This is a genomic window from Bacillus glycinifermentans (assembly GCF_001042475.2).
Lineage (GTDB): Bacteria > Bacillota > Bacilli > Bacillales > Bacillaceae > Bacillus > Bacillus glycinifermentans.
The window spans coordinates 1-15,612 of sequence record NZ_LECW02000049.1; the positions used below are offsets into that span (position 1 = coordinate 1).

The window sequence follows — 15,612 nt, forward strand, 5'->3', positions numbered from 1 at the left end:
ATTTATTTGGGTCTCTCCAAGCGGAGGGTGTTAGGCATTTAAACTTATCGTTTAACAATAAAAGCAGGTGTTTTGACTTGGAAATTACCTCCATTAACGGTATCGTGAAAATACCCTTTAATACGAACACTATTTTTTCCTTTCTTCAATTTAAGTTGAGAAATTTTAAACACTCTTGTCGGTGTCTGTTTTTTAAAAGTTCCTGATAGCAACTTACGAGATTCCCAATAATCTTTGTTCCAAACTTCAGCCGAAAGCGTATACTTAAAGTTCGCAATACTACCGCCCCCATATTTTGCAACAACGTCGATAGAAGTTGCTTTTGGTGAGTAGGAATCAGCATCTGTACAAATCTTTAAAACATAATTAGCATATTCATCTGAGCAAGGCATAATACATTTCTCCTTTTAGTTGGATTTAAAGTAAGAAAATCGGCCTCAATTAACATGTTTCTTTCAGCTTCTTGCGATCACCAACACATTGTTCTTTTCCTCAAGGGGTCGGAAAGACCGGCAATTTTGACAGGCTCATTAGGAACGATCAACTCTGCAAAAAGTTTGTTTTAATCCGCACAGTGCTTGAGTGCAGACTGGTGAATTGAGCATTTTACAAAACAGCGTCTGACGCTAATTCGTCCCTTCTTCTGAATAGAGCTTGTCCCACCGGCGGCCGCGAATTTTCCCGGGTGACCTTTTTGTTGGAAACCCCGAGTTCACGGCTGATGGCCGAATTGAAATATTTCCTTCATATTGTCGATAGAGCCGGGATACCTTACCTCTTTCGTGTCCTTCGTTCTTGACAACGCAGGAGGCCGCCCCTTCATCAATTAGTCTCTTTACCAATCACAAGTTTGTTTTTCGCCGAAGCTGATGGGCGCGATTTTCTCTCTTCACCTATAGGTGGCAAACGTATGACAAAAGAACGATCATTTTTTCACGCCGGACAATCGGCAGAATGTTTGACCTGTTTTTTCATTTTCGTTTGCGCACGCTTCACGTTTGTCTGTACGGTTGATTTTTTGATGCCGAGCATAGCTGCGATCCGTTCATATGAAAAGCGTTCAACCTTATGCAAAATAAAAATTTCTTTTTCCCGGGCTGTCAGGACGGATAGAGCCGCTTCGATCCGGGCTTTGTCGGCTGCCGACACCTCATGGACCGGCTCAAAACGGATTCCCTCAGAAAACGTGTCAATGATTTGCGGATCTTTGATCAGCATCCGTTTGTAGGAATCCCGTCTGTCGATGGACCGCCTGATTCCCGGTTCTCTTCCGTGTTCAAGCCAATCGACGACATATTCCAAATCGGTGATCATGCTTCTGATCAGCTTTTTATCTTTCATCTGCTCAGCCGTCAGTCCCTCTTCGTCCTGAAGAAGCCGGTATAATGCTTTTGTTGTTTTTAATGTCCTTTTGTATTCAAAAAGCAAATCTTCCATTTTTGTTATCCTCCGTTTTTTGAAAAATAAAAAAGGACACCAATCAGCTGCACGCGCTTTCCGTGCATTCTCTGATCAGTGTCCGCAGGCTTTCCGTCTTGGACTTATGATGTTTTCACTAAAACTTATAGCCGATTTCAAACTCGACTCTTGCAAGGTCGCCTTTTCTCGTTTCGATCACGGTTTTTCCGTGTTCAGGTGCCTCGGTCTGCCATGCCGTGCCTTTTACGCCGTCAAGCACAATCACCGTCACTTTGCCTTCTTCAATCCGGCTTCCGACAGTTGTTTCATGAATCTCTTTTAAAGGTGTCGGCTGTTTCAATTGCATTCCTCCTCTTCATGTGCTTCCGCTTTTGAGATCACCTTTTGTAAAACGTGCGCCAATTTGCTTTCTATTGAGTCTGAGCGGGCCCTTTCGTTGAAATAGGCGAGTGCCAGCTTTCCCGCGATCAACAGTTCTGGCGCAGCGGCGATTAATTGAGCGTTTTTCTTTTGTGAAAAAGCCGTATAATCGCTCACCGTTGCGATTAATCTTCCATTTGAATAGGGAAACCGTTTTTTCTCTGCTTCACTGTATGCGGAATAAATATATACATCTGTATCCGTTTTGACGACGCGCCACGGCAATGGGCTGTACGCCGAAGATTTTTTCACGTGTTTCCTTCCTCACTTTCCGTCTTCTTCATGCCACCTTCTGATTTGCACGTCTCTTTTAGCAGACGTCAGCGCAATCAAAATCAAGGCTTTCAAACATTCAAACACCTTGCCTCACCCTTGTTTTCATTTTTGCGATCAGTGCTTCAAGCTTTTTGATCGACTCGGTTAAATCGCCTTGTTGCGTTCGGCGGCAATGCGGGCAAGCTCTATAGGACGCTCCCCAGCCGATGTCCTGATGAACGGAATTCCGCCCTTTGCACAATCGGCACATCAGACCATTCCCTCCAGTCTATGATTGATTTCAAAAGAGTTCCCTTTCAGGACGACGAGAAAATCCTGACACATCTCCAACAGCCTCGTCCCAAGGGCTTCATCCATGCGGACGATCTCTTCAGCCTCCAGCTCGCTTGAAAGCAGGATCGGTTTGTGATTTAAATACCGATAATTGACGATCGAATATGTCTGCTCGATCTGCCATTCGGTTGCCCGCGGCTTTCCGCCTGCAGGCTTAAACAGGTCATCGAGAAACAGAACCTCGATCTGCTTCATCCGGTTCAGCTTATCTTCAAGCAACGTAAAATCCCGCTTTAAATCGTTGAAGCCCTCGACGAATGGAAAATAAAGAACCGGTACGTGAAGCCTTCGCATTAGGTCGTTGGCCGCCGCCGTAAGCAGATGCGTTTTTCCTGATCCAGGGTTCCCTAACAGGGCAATGCTGTTTCTGCGTCTCCCGCAAACGTCCGGATAGGCTTGTACGTATTCGTCTTTTACAGACGGATGCTTGCCCGCTGTCCGGAAGTTTTCAAAGCTAAGCTTTTTAAATTCCTCCGTAATCTCACTCGATTTGAAAAGCCTTTGCGCCCTGCGCCATTCCCGGCAGGCGCAGGCCACCCATACTTCCATGTCCCCGCGCCGTTCAATAAATCCGAATTCATCCTTGCATCTGGGGCAGTCATACGTGTTTGGGACGGATTCGTCCGGTTTGTCCGCCTGTGATAAACGGCTCTTCTTTTCCAGCTCTTTCAAAACGTCGTCGATCGTTCGCTTTGTCAATGTTGTCCCTCCTTGTTTCCATGGCTGTGATGCGGTCCATGATGTATTTCTCGCAATAACCGAAGACCTTAATTGTCTCCCGTCTGCTTCTTCGCCGGCTTTCGTACTCGCTGAAGCACCGTTCAAGCCATTTGATTGTTTGCGGCAGCGGCACGCCGCGGGCGACAATCCGGGCGATGGCCTGATAATCCTTCGGCGATGGCTGGACAAGGCGTCCTTCCTGGGCCGACCTGAGGGCGGCAAACCGTTCGGCTATCGCCTCAACAGGGTCTGATGTATTATTTGTGCTGATCTGTGTCATATCTTTATTCAAGCGGACGGGCCTGTCCGAACCGGCGGACTCATTTGTCCGTTCTTCCGCTTCTGAACGGACACGTCCGGCCCTTGGCCGATGCAGAAATTTTTTCGAATGTCTGACGGACAGGATGATACCGTAAGGCGCTCTCCTCACCGCTATGTAACCGTTTTTCTCAAGAAGGGAAAGCCATCTTCTGACCGTTTTTTCGTTCACTCCGAAAACAAGCGCGAGCTCTGCCGCTTTCAGCGGCTTATGTCCGAGTACGGCTCCCAATGTCATTCCATCCTGTTCAGCCTCCCGCGTCGTTGAGCTGATGCACCATAAAAACAGCCAGACCGCATGTCCGATCTTTTCAAAATGTCCTGGAGTCAAAAGGCCCGAATAAATCGAAAAAGGATAGCTTCCTTCATCGCTGTGATACCCGGTCATTTCGCTTCCTCCTGTCGTTTAAGCTTGACATACCGCTCATATTGACCTTTATTTTCGAATTGAAATACGGGTATTCCGCCCTTCGCAAATGCGATGGAGCCTCCCGCTTCACCGAGCCTCCATTGATCAAACCGATCCCCGCTGCATGGAATCACGATCGGTCTCCCTCCTTCTGTCAGTCCTTCTTGAATTAAATGGTCCTTTCGGATGGCCGTATGTCCTGATGTCGACAATCATCGGATGTTCGATGTTCATGCTGGACGCCTCCTTTTATATGATACGAAACTTATCAAAAACTACCTCAAAAAGGTCAGGAAACAGCTCGCAGTCTGAGACGGAATAGAGCGTTTCAAACTTCAGCATCTGGTTCCTGCCGGGGTTGCGGACATAACCTTCGGAAATGTTCAGGCGTTCCGCAACTTGCTTCTGAGTCAGTCCACGCTTGGAGCGATCTTCGATTAAACGTTTCCGCAAAGGCTTCACCCCCTGTTTTATGATACAATCTGTATCTGTTTGACTACGATTATAAACGATACAATTCTTATCATCAATACTTTTTTGATACTTTTTTTATCATATGTTTATTTTGATACATTTTGTATCTATAATAAATATCATAATGCCGAATTGAGGGAAGAGAGGTCATTGTATGTTAGGCGGCAGACTGAAACATTTGAGAGGCAAACGGACACAGGAAGAAGTGGCAAAACAGATCGGCGTTTCAAGGGCGCGCTATTCCCATTATGAAAACGGAAGAAGCGAGCCGGACTATGAAACCTTGAAAAAACTGGCTGATTACTATAAAGTGACGATAGACTATTTATTAACCGGAGCGGAGCATGACCGTTCACTTGAAGATGCGTTTGACGATCCCGATCTTCAAATCGCCTACCGGGACATGAAGGAGTTTTCCCCTGAAAGCAGGCAGCAGGCGATCGAGTTTATCCAATATTTGAAGGAAAAAGAGAAAAAGCGGAAGCCCGGAGATCAACAAAAAGGATAAATAAGGAATTTTCATTGAATATAACTGATGAGTATCGATTTAATGAATAAGATGACAAAAAGGGAAAGGTTTGCCGAAAAGGATGCTCATCGTTTATATTTTTCTATAAACGCACAGAGCCCGCAGTGGGCTTTTCTTTGCCGGAAAAACAGAACACTTGTTCGAAAGGGTGTCTCGTATTGGAATTTTATTTGTCTCATCTAGAAGAATACGTAAAAAATATGTATCTGAATTTTGGTTTTACAGAGCCTTATCACATTGATATGAGCCGCATCGCCTCATACTTTAATATTTGGGTGCACTATGAAGATGTGAACAGCATGATGATCAAGCACGACGGCATGTACAGCATCATACTCGACAGCAGGCTCTCCAAAGAAAAGCAGTGGGAAGACTTTGCCCACGAGCTGTGCCACGTATTAAAGCATGCCGGAAACCAGTTGAACATGAACAAAATGTTCAGAGAGCTGCAGGAATTTCAAGCGAATCAATTCATGTATCACTTTTGCGTTCCGACTTTCATGCTTCTGAAACTGGATTTTCCCGAGCTACGCTGCCACGCGGCAAAAATGATCGCCGAGCTCTTTAATGTAACGGAAGAATTTGCCGCCAAACGAGTCGAACTATTTGAAAAAAGGCAGATCGGAATCCAGTTTCATCAAGCGTGGACGGCCAGCCTTCGGAATGCAGAACCTTCGGAAGACCGGACGATTGACCTTCAGGATGAGAAAGACGAATTCACGCGCTATCGCAAAAGCGCCCGGCACCCTTACCCTTTTGCAAAAAACGCAAAAGCGCGCATCGTCGCCGAAAAGCGGTCACCGTACCTGCTGAAAAACTAAGCTCTTCCATAGGCAGCCGCCGCCCCTTCTTTTACTGCATTTATATATTGATGGAAGACCTCGTTTTGTGAACCGTCTCTTCCCTTTAAGCTGAAGTGGCCGAACATCGCCTTCCGCTGGGCTGTACTGATTTCAAACTGCACGCTCAGCCCTGTTTTGCACCGGTTGTTGATGCTTTCCGGGGATGTTCCCGAAAAACGGGCGCCTCTTTCCTGCAATTCCGCTGAAAAGCCGTGCCTTCTCAGCGCATTGACGAAGATCGCCGCGCGTTTTCGGTCTGTTCCCCCGACTAATGTATGGCAATGTGACGGTTCAAAATAGCCGTGAAAAGCCAGCACGTATTGATGATCCGCTGCCATCTTGACGGCAAGCGGATCATCAAAGCAGGCGCTTGTCACATGCAGATCCCTATTCCCGCGCGATTTGATTCCCTCAAACAAATATATGGAAGCGCGATCATCAGCAAAAGCCCGGACGATTTCGCTGATTCCAGGTTCAATGCCGCCGCCGTGAGGAGACATCACAAGCAGGCCTTTCCCCGCATTGCGTTTAAACACGCTGTAATCAACCCCCTCGGTTTCTTTTTGTGACAATTCTTTGAAATTTGCGTATCTATCGGCAGAAGCCCTGTTCATTTCTTCGTTTTTCCCTTTCTTTTTCATGTAGCTTATCGGGAGTTTTGACGATTGTAAGTTAAAACATTATTGGTTTATAAAATGATGAAACAAAAACGTCTAACCCCTTGATATATCGACAATTATAGCATCATTCAATTAGATTTTGCTTTGTAGAATAATGTATTATCCCACATACATTTGGGGGAAGAAGATTGGGAGGTTTGGGGAGTAATATTATACAAGTGGACAGACGTCATCCTCTAAAATTTGAGTATATGGAAAATCCCCCTTAGTTGTTTTAAAATGTAAATGTTGGTTTTAAAACAACTGAGGGGGATCTTTTTTATGAAAAAGTCTATTTTTTTATTATCCATTTTTCTTTTATGTTTCACTCTGCCAGTGTGGAGTTGGGTTTCTGATACGAACAGATGTTTTATATTCGAACCCTGTTTTATAGGGTTTCCTTACATAAGTTTCTGATTAAAAATATTCTTTTTTGATTAGAAATGAGGAAGTTGGTTCCCAATTCGTCCCCATCTGTCCCCAAATAACATTATAAATAACGTTAATTTTCTACTAGACCTGTCATTAAAACGCCCATCACAATCAATAATAATAGTAAAAGTAAACAAAGTGCTAGGATAACAAAAGAAATATACTTAGCAATTCCCTTAGGTGTTTTGACTGCTAGAATACTCCCCACGACAATTCCTAGAATTCCAAGCGCCCAATGAATATGAGGTAGAAAACACAATGTGAATAAAAGGATGATAAGCGACACTATCCCAAAATACTTTCTCATTTCTCTCCCCTCCATTTAATTGAAAAGAAAGTGGACCACCTACGGAAGGAATTTCGTGTGAAGAAACGTTAAGGGCGATACCAATTTCGTAAGGTTTGCGGATATCATAAACGTAAAAAATGCCCATCCGGTTAAGGACGGGGCTGGTTTCGTTTTATTCTGCTGCGCCGGTTCTGGCTTTAATTAGGCGCACATAATCCTTCGTTTCTCGCGCTTGTTCCTTAGAATCGTTAAGAATTCGGATGATAACCGCAATACTAAACAGAATTGCGCCAGAAAAAACTCCGGATAATACTACGAAAAACACAGACGTTTTCATACTATTTGCCTGAGCGTTATTCGTTTTATATTCTGCCTGAGCGTATGAATTATCGTACAACTTGTCGCTTATTTCTTTACTAGTTTCTGCAGCTTCTGCCACATCTTTATCATAAACGACGAACCCCGCTATAATTCCCGCTAAAACACAGATACAACCTAGCCACATAAGTATTTGCTCCATTATTTTCTCCAATATAAACACCTCCCCTACTTGTGGGTAATTATACTATCCGTCCAACTTTTACCGCAATACAATTATGTACCACGAGCACCTACGCTTTAATACGCAGGCGCCCGCAAAAAGTTAATAAGCAAATAAAAAAACCTCAGCATACACTGAGGTTTTGTATTATGTAGTTAAAGCATCCAGTGGATGCCCTCACGGAAAGGAGTACTCACAGTACTCTTACTAATTTTAACTTATCCGCAAGTCAGACAGTCACAATCTCTTGTGCTGTAACTACACAATACAATACTCTTTGTTTCCTGTCAAAAAGTTATTTTTTCTTGGAATTATTTTAAAGCCCTCCTCATCTCGAGAAGGGCTTTATTTTATTTAAGAAGCGTTTCAAGTTTTGCTTTCGTTTTGCCATATGTCGTATATATGTTCGACTATGGTCATCGCTCCAGCAGTTAGCAAGATTCCAGTTTTTCCCCCGTCCACTTCAGCCCCTCCCTTCTATACATTAATTATTTCAAATCTATTTACGACGGCCAATAGTTACCGTTCAATGAATAGTGAAATTTACCTATATCGAAAGATTCATTTTCATGGATGATCAGGATTTATTCACCATTTCCCTTCTATAAAGCGGTAAACTCTGAACTGATTGTAACCAAATGTATTAGAGGAGAATGCCATGAAGACTCTGGACGTTCAGGCGTTGCACCAAGCAATTGATAAAACGCTCGAACAATTAAAAAAACAATCGGAAGAAATCGCAAACCTCAAAAAAAGTGTGGATGGAATCACGTCCCTTGACGATGCTTTAAAAGGTAAAGGCGGCGACGCGATCCGTGCCTTTTACGAAGAATGCCATACTCCGTTTCTTCAGTTCTACGAAACTTTCATCAATGAATACGAATCGGCATTGAAAAATATTAAAAATGCACTGAATTCCTTGGAGCCGAATCACAACGGATATATTTCGCAAGCTTTTCTTGAGCATGACCTGGAGAATGGCTTGAATGCGGCCGATCGAACAACGAAAAATCTGGTCTCCAAAGCCAATGCCGCCATTGCTAAAGTCAGCCACATTGTTGACCTACCGGATTTGAATGACAACGAATTTCATGAACAGAATAGGAAAGCATTAACTGACATCAATCAGACGATTGAAAAGCTGCATACATTTGACAGAGAACAGACAAGCACGCTCAAAACGGCCGAATCAGATCTTGAGACGATGCAAAAATACATCGCCAGACTTGAAAAAATGTATACGGGGCCTAAAATTGAGATTACCACCTATCAAAAAGGATCGATTTTAAAGCCAGATAAGATTGACTCCTTGCAACCTAATGAAGATACACCGATGGAAGTTATGCTCAAAAAAGTTGGAGAGAAAGAAGAAGCTGAAATTAATAAACTAGCCGACACTGATCGAACGGCGACACAAAAAGTCTCCAAAAAAGTGTATAGTGATGAGGAATTAGAAAATCTGAGTGAAAAGGAATTAGCGAAACTTAAAAAAGTTTACAAATACGTGAATGGGTTTAAATACTGTTTCTATATGGATGGTAAAAATGTCGTCGGTATAAAGTTGGTTGACGATCCTCCTGAAGATGACGAGGAAGTAAGTGATTTAGAAAAATATGCTGGAATAGGCTTGGAGCTCTTAGGCGAGAGTGATCTTGAACGAGCAGCATTGGGATATGACCCTGATACACATGAAAGACTTTCGTTATTTGAACGGGTCGATGCTGGTGTTAATTTAACGCCACCTGCTAGACTGATCAAATGGATTCGTCGGGGAACCAAGCTGGCAAAAGTATCGAAGATTGGAAAAGGCTCGAAAACACCTTCCTATGGAAAACAATCCGTACCAAAAGGCCCGTACCGTGAAGTAAATGGTTTCCCTGCAAAAGTTAAACCAGGGGCTCAAGAAAAACATATTCCTGGAACACCAAACTACAAGCAAGAAGTTGCCAATGGGAAAAACAAAAGTATCTTTAACGGGGATAATAAAACAGCTCAAGAATTGCTTGATAAGTTTGCTGGTAAGGGTAAAAAATTAGGAAAGAATAAAGAAAGGGTAGACTTTGGCCAAGTAATAGGAAAATACTATGATATGGATACTGGTAAGTATGTAGAGACTACTAATGGAATGATACATTATGGAAAAGACGGAGCTCACATAGTACCAGCGAGACCGTAAAAACATTAAGAGAAGAGGATATACATGGGATACGATTCTTTAATTGGAACATTAATAAAGTATGAAAAAAGTGATATGATTCTAGAATGGAAAAGTGGATTAAGAATTATTGGTAAACTAGATACGGTTTTTGAAACAAACAATATGTTAGATGAAGATGATATCAATTTTACAGAATATATTGCAGCTGCATTTCAAGTAGATAATATTTTGTCCCATCCTGAAGAAAACAAGGGCAGTGTATATAATTGGTTAAGTCAAGGGGAAAGCTCCTTGGTTGAGATCTCTCTTTATGATGATCCACCAAATAAAATTTTAGTTGACGGTCAGACAGTATGGGAAATGGACAGCAATGAATAACTATTGACAAGTTAAAATTTATAAAAGCTTAGCCCTCTTGTTGAAGATGACTTTTTCTTTTTCGCTTCAATGGCCGCGAGCGCCTTTTCGGTAGCCGGTCCATAAATTCCATCTGCTGTAATCCCCGCTTTCTTTTGAAGGGATTTGACAGCTTGCATTGTTTCGTTGCCATACGAGCCATCGGCCCCGTACTTCGACACCGAGAAGCCCGCGGCAATCAAACGTTTCTGCAGCGCCTTGACCTGGGAACCAGACGACCCTTTTTTCAGAATGGTCCCTGTTGATCATTCAATTAGATTTTACTTTGTAGAATAATGTATTATCCCACATACATTTTGGGGAAGAAGATTGGGAGGTTTGGGGGGTAATATTATACAAGTGGACAGACGTCATCCTCTAAAATTTGAGCATATAGAAAATCCCCCTCGTTTGTTTTAAATGTAAAGTGTTCGTTTTAAAACAAGAGGGGGATCACATGAAAAAGCTATTCCTTGTTATATTTTTGGTGCTGGCGGGATGCAGCAGCGCACCACAAAACAAAACTGACAATCAGACAGCAGAAACTGAAGAAAAAACAGAATCAGTTGAACCAAAGGGCGGATTCAATTTCAGCCTAGATGAATTTATTGATGAATATAACAATCAAATTGATAATGGTGTCTATGACGGTAAGGAGAAAATCCCTTCACATCTTCAAAAAGATGAGAAGTTTTTCAAGCTTGATGGGGGCAGCTATGCGCACATTTTAGCAAAAGAAGCTGATAATGACACAGAGCATAAGGGTTATATCCTATCCAGTATACATAATAAAAATAAAGAGCTTACGGGTATAAACTTTCGTATTAGTACTGCTGTGAACAAAGACAAAGTTTTAAACTTTTCTAGCACGGGCACTCTCGCAGGGTATAAATTAATGTAGGCTTTAAATTTTAAAGAGGAGACCTTACAAACTGCTCTCAAAAAGGCTAATCCTGAATACTCAGTCTCAAATGAAATTTGCAAATTGACACTAAAATATCAGCTTAAAAAATGCGAATAATTGAAATTCGCCCGCCAAAATAAACAGCCTTCTCTTCGGAGAGGGCTTTACTTTTAATGGGTTATTTTTCTTGTTGAGAACAGAACAAACGTTCCCTCATAATCATCTCAAGGAGATTACACCATGAATGACAACGTGAGAGATCGAGGAACGATTAAATGGACAGCTATGATGCTGCCCGAGCATGTCAGCCTGCTCCGTGAACTTGAAAGCAACCACAATAGAGTAAAAAGGCCGGTGCTCGACATGGCCCAAATAGAAGACATGGAACGGGTCATATGCGAGGCGATGGAGTTATAATACCCCGGTACAGTTCGTAGCAGCTGCCGTTTTTAAACGGGGCCGAAACCGGGGAGATCATTTATATAGAAGGAAAAATCAATCCATTACATAAATCAGAGCCGCAAGGTTTTTCATGTCGTGGATTCAAAAGGAGACACCAATATCATTAAATTTGAGGACGTCGTCGGCGTGGAAATGAAGTAAGCCCTTCTTTTGTAGCAAGGGCATCACTGCAATATCTATAAACAATTGTATGTAGGTTTTTTTAAATACCCTCCCTTTGAAAAAAGAGAGGGTTTTCATGTTACGCTTTGGAGCCTTTAGTAATTCTATAAATTATTAAGATACCAATGACTAACAAAGGTATTTCAATAAATAACTTTATTTCCTTATTTAACAGGTATTCACCTAGGAAAACAATAATCGCCGCATAAATTGCAGAAATTAAAGCACTTTTCATTTGAAATTTCCCCTTTATTGAGGTATTACAATTACCGCATGATAACGGTCAGAAACCAATTTTGCGTAATTAACAGTTACTTTCACGGCAGCTCCAGTGACATATTCGCTAATGACTGTTGATACAATAGCACCCGCTACTGCTCCACCAACACCCGTAAAAATGGAACCTAGATATGCAGCTCCGCCAGCTATACCAGCTTTTGCAAGTGCGGCTACGTCTGTTTTAGTCAGCCAAATTTCCATACCCCACCAGTGAAACTTGATTGCACGCTTCCCCTCTTTAGCCGCTATTGAAAATTGTTCTGTTGTGGCTTTTGAAGGGATAGTTACAGTGTTACCATCAACAACTATTTTATCTTTATCCACATCATTCAAGATTTGATTTGCTTCTTTTAAAGCAGCTTTCACAGCAGCAAATTCATTCTTAGCAAGAGATAGTTTTCCTTCATCATTCAAAACAAATTTATTATTCTCTACAACTACAAATTTATCAACCTTGTTTATTAATTCTGATGATAAATTTTCTGATAAGGACTCTTCGAAATTATTATTAGTGGGCTTTGCTGCAAAAGACGAAGAAGGGTGAACAATGAAACTCCCCATTAAAGTAATTCCGAGGGTACCTGCTATTAACTTTCTTTTCAAGCAAATCATCTCCTGCTAATTTTTATGTATTTCGACTGCAATATTACATCTTATGTATTTTATTGTCCACCCAACATAAGTCCTGAGTAAAATGATTACTAATTCCTTGTTCATGTGAAGAATTTCTCAATCTTACTCTATAAATTATACAACGATAATAAGAAACTCCCTCTTGAATATTCAAGAGGGGATTATTTTTCATTTCAATACGGTTTTAATTATTTAATAGATCTTTAAGTTTTGCTTTCGTTTTCGGCCCATAAATACCATCAGCAGACAGACCGTGCATCAACTGGAACCGTTTGACCGCGTTCGCCGTTTTCGGCCCGTAATAGCCATCTATGCCGTTATTCTTTGCCCTTTTGTCTGGATAGAAATAGAGAGCAGCTAAAGCCTCCTGAATCTGCCGGACAGCCGTTCCCTTCATCAGCGGGCTTTTCACCTTATAGATGCCAGACGGCAACGGGTATGATGATCTTTTGCCGCTTGAGGAAGGCTTTTTCTTTTTTGCTTCAATAACTGCGAGAGCCTTCTCGGTAGCCGGTCCGTAAATTCCATCTACTGCAATACCCGCTTTCTTTTGCAGAGCTTTGACAGCTTGTACCGTTTCATCCCCGTAAGACCCATCGGCCCCGTATTTAGATAGCGAGAAGCCCGCGGCAATCAAACGTTTCTGCAGCGCCTTGACCTGGGAACCAGACGACCCTTTTTTCAGAATGGTCCCTGTTGATCTGCTCGGCTGGCTCGTGGGTGCAGTCGTGTTCGACACGGTTGTATTTCCAAGCAAGGCGGCGACTTTTTTCCGAAAATCTGTAAGCTGGCTGGAATCGCTCACCCACGGCGCCGGACAGTTTTTGCCTGTCACATCGTAATGGCGGACGATTCTGTCTGTAGAAAGGCCGTAGCGCTCGCACAGATCGGCAACCAGTTCAGCAGCATTTTGAACGGTTTCGCTGTGAATCTTGCCGTTTTTTTCGACACACATTTCGACGCCGATAGCCGTCTTATTCGCATTCGGCTTTAAGAAACTGACATAGCAACCGTTATTCTCATGTGCATGGTAGGCGACTTCATTTTCAGGGATAATCAGCTGCGCTTCCTTACGGTCAACAAAATAATGTGCTGAGGCGTAACGTTCGGCTGCGATACACGTTCCATTGAAGTAATCCCGCTCATTCAATGCAGAAGCGCCAGGCGTCGTCGTCCAGTGCATGACAATGCCTTTGACTCCTGACAATTTCAGCCCCGGCCGGGTATACTGATTGACTTTCACATCGTTCTTCACAACTTTCACTATAAAAAAGGCTGCCAGCCGGCAACCTCACTTCGTTAATCTTTTGCTAGTCACATAGTTATTTTTATACCAAGAGACAAGAGACGTGATGATGGTAAACACCGTGGAGCCGGTCAAATATAAAGGGTCTGCCAGCGTGTTGACCTGGTCCTCATTGATCGGTAAAGCTGCCTTTCCGAACATGATCAAAGTTTGGCAATGTCATTAAAAACACCGTGCCTTTGTGTTTTGGGGGAGCTTTTTAAAATATCCCCTTTCCCTTCAGTATTCATAAGGTTTGATTAAATTTACTACGATTGTAAATTAAAACATTATTGGTTTATAAAATGTCGAGACAAAAACGCCTAAACCCCTGATATATCAACAATTATAGCATCATTCAATTAGATTTTGCTTTGTAGAATAATGTATTATCCCACATACATTTGGGGGAAGATTGGGGGAGGTTTGGGGGGCAATATTATACAAGTGGACAGACGCAACCCCTCTAAAACTTGGAGCATATAGAAAATCCTCCTCAGTTGTTTTAAAATGTAAATGTTCGTTTTAAAATAGAGGGGGATCTTTTTTTATGAAAAAGTTTGTTTTTTTATTATCCATTTTTCTTTTATGCTTCACTCTATCCGCATGCAGCAGTGAAAACACCACTTCAGAAGAAAAAGAGACAAAGAACGCTGAAAATGAAGACACTAGCATTGAGACAAATGACGTTCAGAGCGTTGATAATACTCAAAAAGTATTTAATTTCAGCCTTGAAGAGTTTGCACAGGCATACAATAAAGTAGCTCAAGATTTTGAAAACGATGAAGAGATGGAATCTCCTGATCTCAATCGGATTATTATTGATGATATTGGAGATTTTAAACTTGCTGAAGTCAAAGACGACACAGTCTACACAAGAGAGCTAATAAATGAAACTGATGACTCCGGTGGAACTTTTAATTTGGAAGCATGGTATGATGACAATCAAAACTTCAACTGTTTACATTTAACCACTTTCGGTTCAGATAATATGGCATCCGAAAAAGGCACTTTTAATACATACGCAGTGTTTCAAGCTTTGGGGATTGATATTAAACATTTAAGTGATCTTTTAGAAAGCGATGAAGAATCGCTTGATGTAATTGATGGGGACTACTCTGTTCATCTGGCTAAAATTCCAGGTATGTCGTTAATAATAAATATTGAACCTAAATAATCCTTCCTCATGAGAGTTGAACTTTATACATTAAATAAAAACAACAATGCCACCAAAAGTTAAATGGTGGCTTCTTTTTTATGCAAAATATGCAAGGTTCTTGGCTTACCTTCTTCCCAATCAACAAGCCCCTTTTTACGTAATCGGTCAAGATGACCTTTTGTTGTACTTGAAGATTTTAAACCAACCCTTTCACCTATTTCCCTAACAGAGGGCGGGAAACCTTTTTCTTTAGTTAGTTCGACTATAGCTTCTAATATTTGTTCGGTTCTTTTCATAGTATCCCCCTTCATTGGTTTGTTTTACCTATGATAATTATACCAAACATTTGTTTCCTTTTCTAGATAACAAGAACGTACATTCGTAATTATAACCTTGTTTTTTCTTGCGAATTATACGTCTGGCACTTAATAGGTATAAAAACCTGAATCTAAAGATTTATTTTAATGGATAATCAGGATTTATTCACCAATCATTTTCCGTATAGTGGTAAAC

The 15,612-nt window shown here is 41.8% G+C and carries 22 protein-coding genes and 5 pseudogenes; 7 read left to right on the plus strand and 20 right to left on the minus strand.

Annotated elements, in window-relative coordinates:
• Positions 1-44 precede the first annotated feature (44 nt).
• The 10 genes from AB447_RS22700 to AB447_RS22735 form a co-directional block, all read right to left on the minus strand.
• Complete coding sequence (locus AB447_RS22700; RefSeq protein ID WP_048356346.1) at positions 45-392, minus strand: hypothetical protein; 348 nt, start codon at positions 390-392, stop codon at positions 45-47.
• Positions 393-933: 541 nt separating this feature from the next.
• Positions 934-1,437, minus strand: coding sequence for a sigma-70 family RNA polymerase sigma factor (locus AB447_RS22705; RefSeq protein ID WP_048356345.1), 504 nt, complete (start codon positions 1,435-1,437; stop codon positions 934-936).
• 118 nt (positions 1,438-1,555) lie between these two features.
• Complete coding sequence (locus AB447_RS22710; protein ID WP_326288375.1) at positions 1,556-1,759, minus strand: XtrA/YqaO family protein; 204 nt, start codon at positions 1,757-1,759, stop codon at positions 1,556-1,558.
• The gene (locus AB447_RS22715) at positions 1,756-2,091 is read right to left on the minus strand and encodes a hypothetical protein (RefSeq protein WP_048407231.1); all 336 of its coding nucleotides are present in this window, start codon (positions 2,089-2,091) and stop codon (positions 1,756-1,758) included. Before AB447_RS22715 ends, AB447_RS22710 begins: the two co-directional genes overlap by 4 nt.
• Positions 2,092-2,191: 100 nt before the next feature.
• A complete protein-coding gene (locus AB447_RS26420) occupies positions 2,192-2,365 on the minus strand; it encodes a hypothetical protein (protein ID WP_172796386.1) in 174 nt (57 codons plus the stop codon).
• Positions 2,365-3,147 (minus strand): ATP-binding protein, encoded by a 783-nt coding sequence (locus AB447_RS22720; protein WP_048356343.1) that lies wholly within the window; start codon positions 3,145-3,147, stop codon positions 2,365-2,367. The genes AB447_RS26420 and AB447_RS22720 overlap by 1 nt, the downstream gene beginning before the upstream one ends.
• Positions 3,047-3,874 (minus strand): winged helix-turn-helix domain-containing protein, encoded by an 828-nt coding sequence (locus tag AB447_RS22725; RefSeq protein ID WP_048356342.1) that lies wholly within the window; start codon positions 3,872-3,874, stop codon positions 3,047-3,049. The genes AB447_RS22720 and AB447_RS22725 overlap by 101 nt, the downstream gene beginning before the upstream one ends.
• On the minus strand, positions 3,871-4,029 hold the full coding sequence (locus tag AB447_RS22730) for a hypothetical protein (protein ID WP_231592832.1): 159 nt from the start codon (positions 4,027-4,029) through the stop codon (positions 3,871-3,873). Before AB447_RS22730 ends, AB447_RS22725 begins: the two co-directional genes overlap by 4 nt.
• Positions 4,001-4,129, minus strand: a complete 129-nt coding sequence (locus tag AB447_RS27315) for a hypothetical protein (RefSeq protein WP_269430317.1) — start codon at positions 4,127-4,129, stop codon at positions 4,001-4,003. Before AB447_RS27315 ends, AB447_RS22730 begins: the two co-directional genes overlap by 29 nt.
• Before the next feature lie 15 nt (positions 4,130-4,144).
• On the minus strand, positions 4,145-4,348 hold the full coding sequence (locus AB447_RS22735) for a helix-turn-helix transcriptional regulator (protein WP_048356341.1): 204 nt from the start codon (positions 4,346-4,348) through the stop codon (positions 4,145-4,147).
• 175 nt (positions 4,349-4,523) lie between these two features.
• On the opposite strand from AB447_RS22735, the gene xre reads away from it, so the two are divergent.
• Positions 4,524-4,877: an HTH-type transcriptional regulator Xre gene (xre, locus tag AB447_RS22740; protein ID WP_048356340.1), complete on the plus strand. Its 354-nt coding sequence runs from the start codon at positions 4,524-4,526 to the stop codon at positions 4,875-4,877.
• A 221-nt stretch (positions 4,878-5,098) separates the two neighbouring features.
• On the plus strand, positions 5,099-5,719 hold the full coding sequence (locus AB447_RS22745; RefSeq protein WP_048356348.1) for an ImmA/IrrE family metallo-endopeptidase: 621 nt from the start codon (positions 5,099-5,101) through the stop codon (positions 5,717-5,719).
• On the opposite strand, the gene AB447_RS22750 is transcribed toward AB447_RS22745, so the two are convergent.
• The 3 genes from AB447_RS22750 to AB447_RS22760 all read right to left on the minus strand — a co-directional run bounded on the left by AB447_RS22750 (position 5,716) and on the right by AB447_RS22760 (position 7,652).
• Positions 5,716-6,354, minus strand: a complete 639-nt coding sequence (locus AB447_RS22750) for a poly-gamma-glutamate hydrolase family protein (RefSeq protein WP_048356347.1) — start codon at positions 6,352-6,354, stop codon at positions 5,716-5,718. The two genes, AB447_RS22745 and AB447_RS22750, sit on opposite strands and share 4 nt — an antisense overlap.
• A 547-nt stretch (positions 6,355-6,901) precedes the next feature.
• Positions 6,902-7,138: a hypothetical protein gene (locus AB447_RS22755; RefSeq protein WP_048355973.1), complete on the minus strand. Its 237-nt coding sequence runs from the start codon at positions 7,136-7,138 to the stop codon at positions 6,902-6,904.
• Between the two features lie 154 nt (positions 7,139-7,292).
• Positions 7,293-7,652 (minus strand): hypothetical protein, encoded by a 360-nt coding sequence (locus AB447_RS22760; RefSeq protein ID WP_048355972.1) that lies wholly within the window; start codon positions 7,650-7,652, stop codon positions 7,293-7,295.
• 667 nt (positions 7,653-8,319) lie between these two features.
• Here AB447_RS22760 and AB447_RS22765 point away from each other — a divergent pair.
• A complete protein-coding gene (locus tag AB447_RS22765; RefSeq protein WP_048355971.1) occupies positions 8,320-9,837 on the plus strand; it encodes a T7SS effector LXG polymorphic toxin in 1,518 nt (505 codons plus the stop codon).
• 24 nt (positions 9,838-9,861) lie between these two features.
• Complete coding sequence (locus AB447_RS22770; RefSeq protein ID WP_048355970.1) at positions 9,862-10,197, plus strand: hypothetical protein; 336 nt, start codon at positions 9,862-9,864, stop codon at positions 10,195-10,197.
• Positions 10,198-10,217: 20 nt separating this feature from the next.
• On the opposite strand, the pseudogene AB447_RS22775 reads toward AB447_RS22770, so the two are convergent.
• A pseudogene (locus AB447_RS22775) lies at positions 10,218-10,481 on the minus strand (peptidoglycan-binding domain-containing protein); the annotation flags it as partial.
• A gap of 191 nt (positions 10,482-10,672) precedes the next feature.
• On the opposite strand from AB447_RS22775, the gene AB447_RS22780 reads away from it, so the two are divergent.
• Both AB447_RS22780 and AB447_RS27585 read left to right on the plus strand, forming a co-directional pair.
• The gene (locus AB447_RS22780; RefSeq protein WP_057957762.1) at positions 10,673-11,116 is read left to right on the plus strand and encodes a hypothetical protein; all 444 of its coding nucleotides are present in this window, start codon (positions 10,673-10,675) and stop codon (positions 11,114-11,116) included.
• 288 nt (positions 11,117-11,404) lie between these two features.
• Positions 11,405-11,722: pseudogene (locus tag AB447_RS27585) on the plus strand (YolD-like family protein).
• Between the two features lie 100 nt (positions 11,723-11,822).
• Here the strand turns inward: AB447_RS27585 and AB447_RS25990 are convergent.
• The 5 genes and pseudogenes from AB447_RS25990 to AB447_RS25525 form a co-directional block, all read right to left on the minus strand.
• Positions 11,823-11,978, minus strand: coding sequence for a hypothetical protein (locus AB447_RS25990; protein ID WP_156183673.1), 156 nt, complete (start codon positions 11,976-11,978; stop codon positions 11,823-11,825).
• Between the two features lie 14 nt (positions 11,979-11,992).
• Positions 11,993-12,625: a hypothetical protein gene (locus tag AB447_RS22790; protein WP_048355053.1), complete on the minus strand. Its 633-nt coding sequence runs from the start codon at positions 12,623-12,625 to the stop codon at positions 11,993-11,995.
• Positions 12,626-12,839: 214 nt separating this feature from the next.
• Positions 12,840-13,097: pseudogene (locus AB447_RS27080) on the minus strand (peptidoglycan-binding domain-containing protein); the annotation flags it as partial.
• Between the two features lie 63 nt (positions 13,098-13,160).
• Positions 13,161-13,919, minus strand: a pseudogene (locus AB447_RS27085) (peptidoglycan recognition protein family protein); the annotation flags it as partial.
• A 27-nt stretch (positions 13,920-13,946) separates the two neighbouring features.
• Positions 13,947-14,114, minus strand: a pseudogene (locus tag AB447_RS25525) (phage holin); the annotation flags it as partial.
• Positions 14,115-14,490: 376 nt separating this feature from the next.
• Here AB447_RS25525 and AB447_RS22800 point away from each other — a divergent pair.
• The gene (locus AB447_RS22800) at positions 14,491-15,117 is read left to right on the plus strand and encodes a hypothetical protein (RefSeq protein ID WP_048356291.1); all 627 of its coding nucleotides are present in this window, start codon (positions 14,491-14,493) and stop codon (positions 15,115-15,117) included.
• A 59-nt stretch (positions 15,118-15,176) separates the two neighbouring features.
• On the opposite strand, the gene AB447_RS22805 is transcribed toward AB447_RS22800, so the two are convergent.
• Positions 15,177-15,395: a LexA family protein gene (locus tag AB447_RS22805; RefSeq protein WP_048356290.1), complete on the minus strand. Its 219-nt coding sequence runs from the start codon at positions 15,393-15,395 to the stop codon at positions 15,177-15,179.
• Positions 15,396-15,612 lie beyond the last annotated feature (217 nt).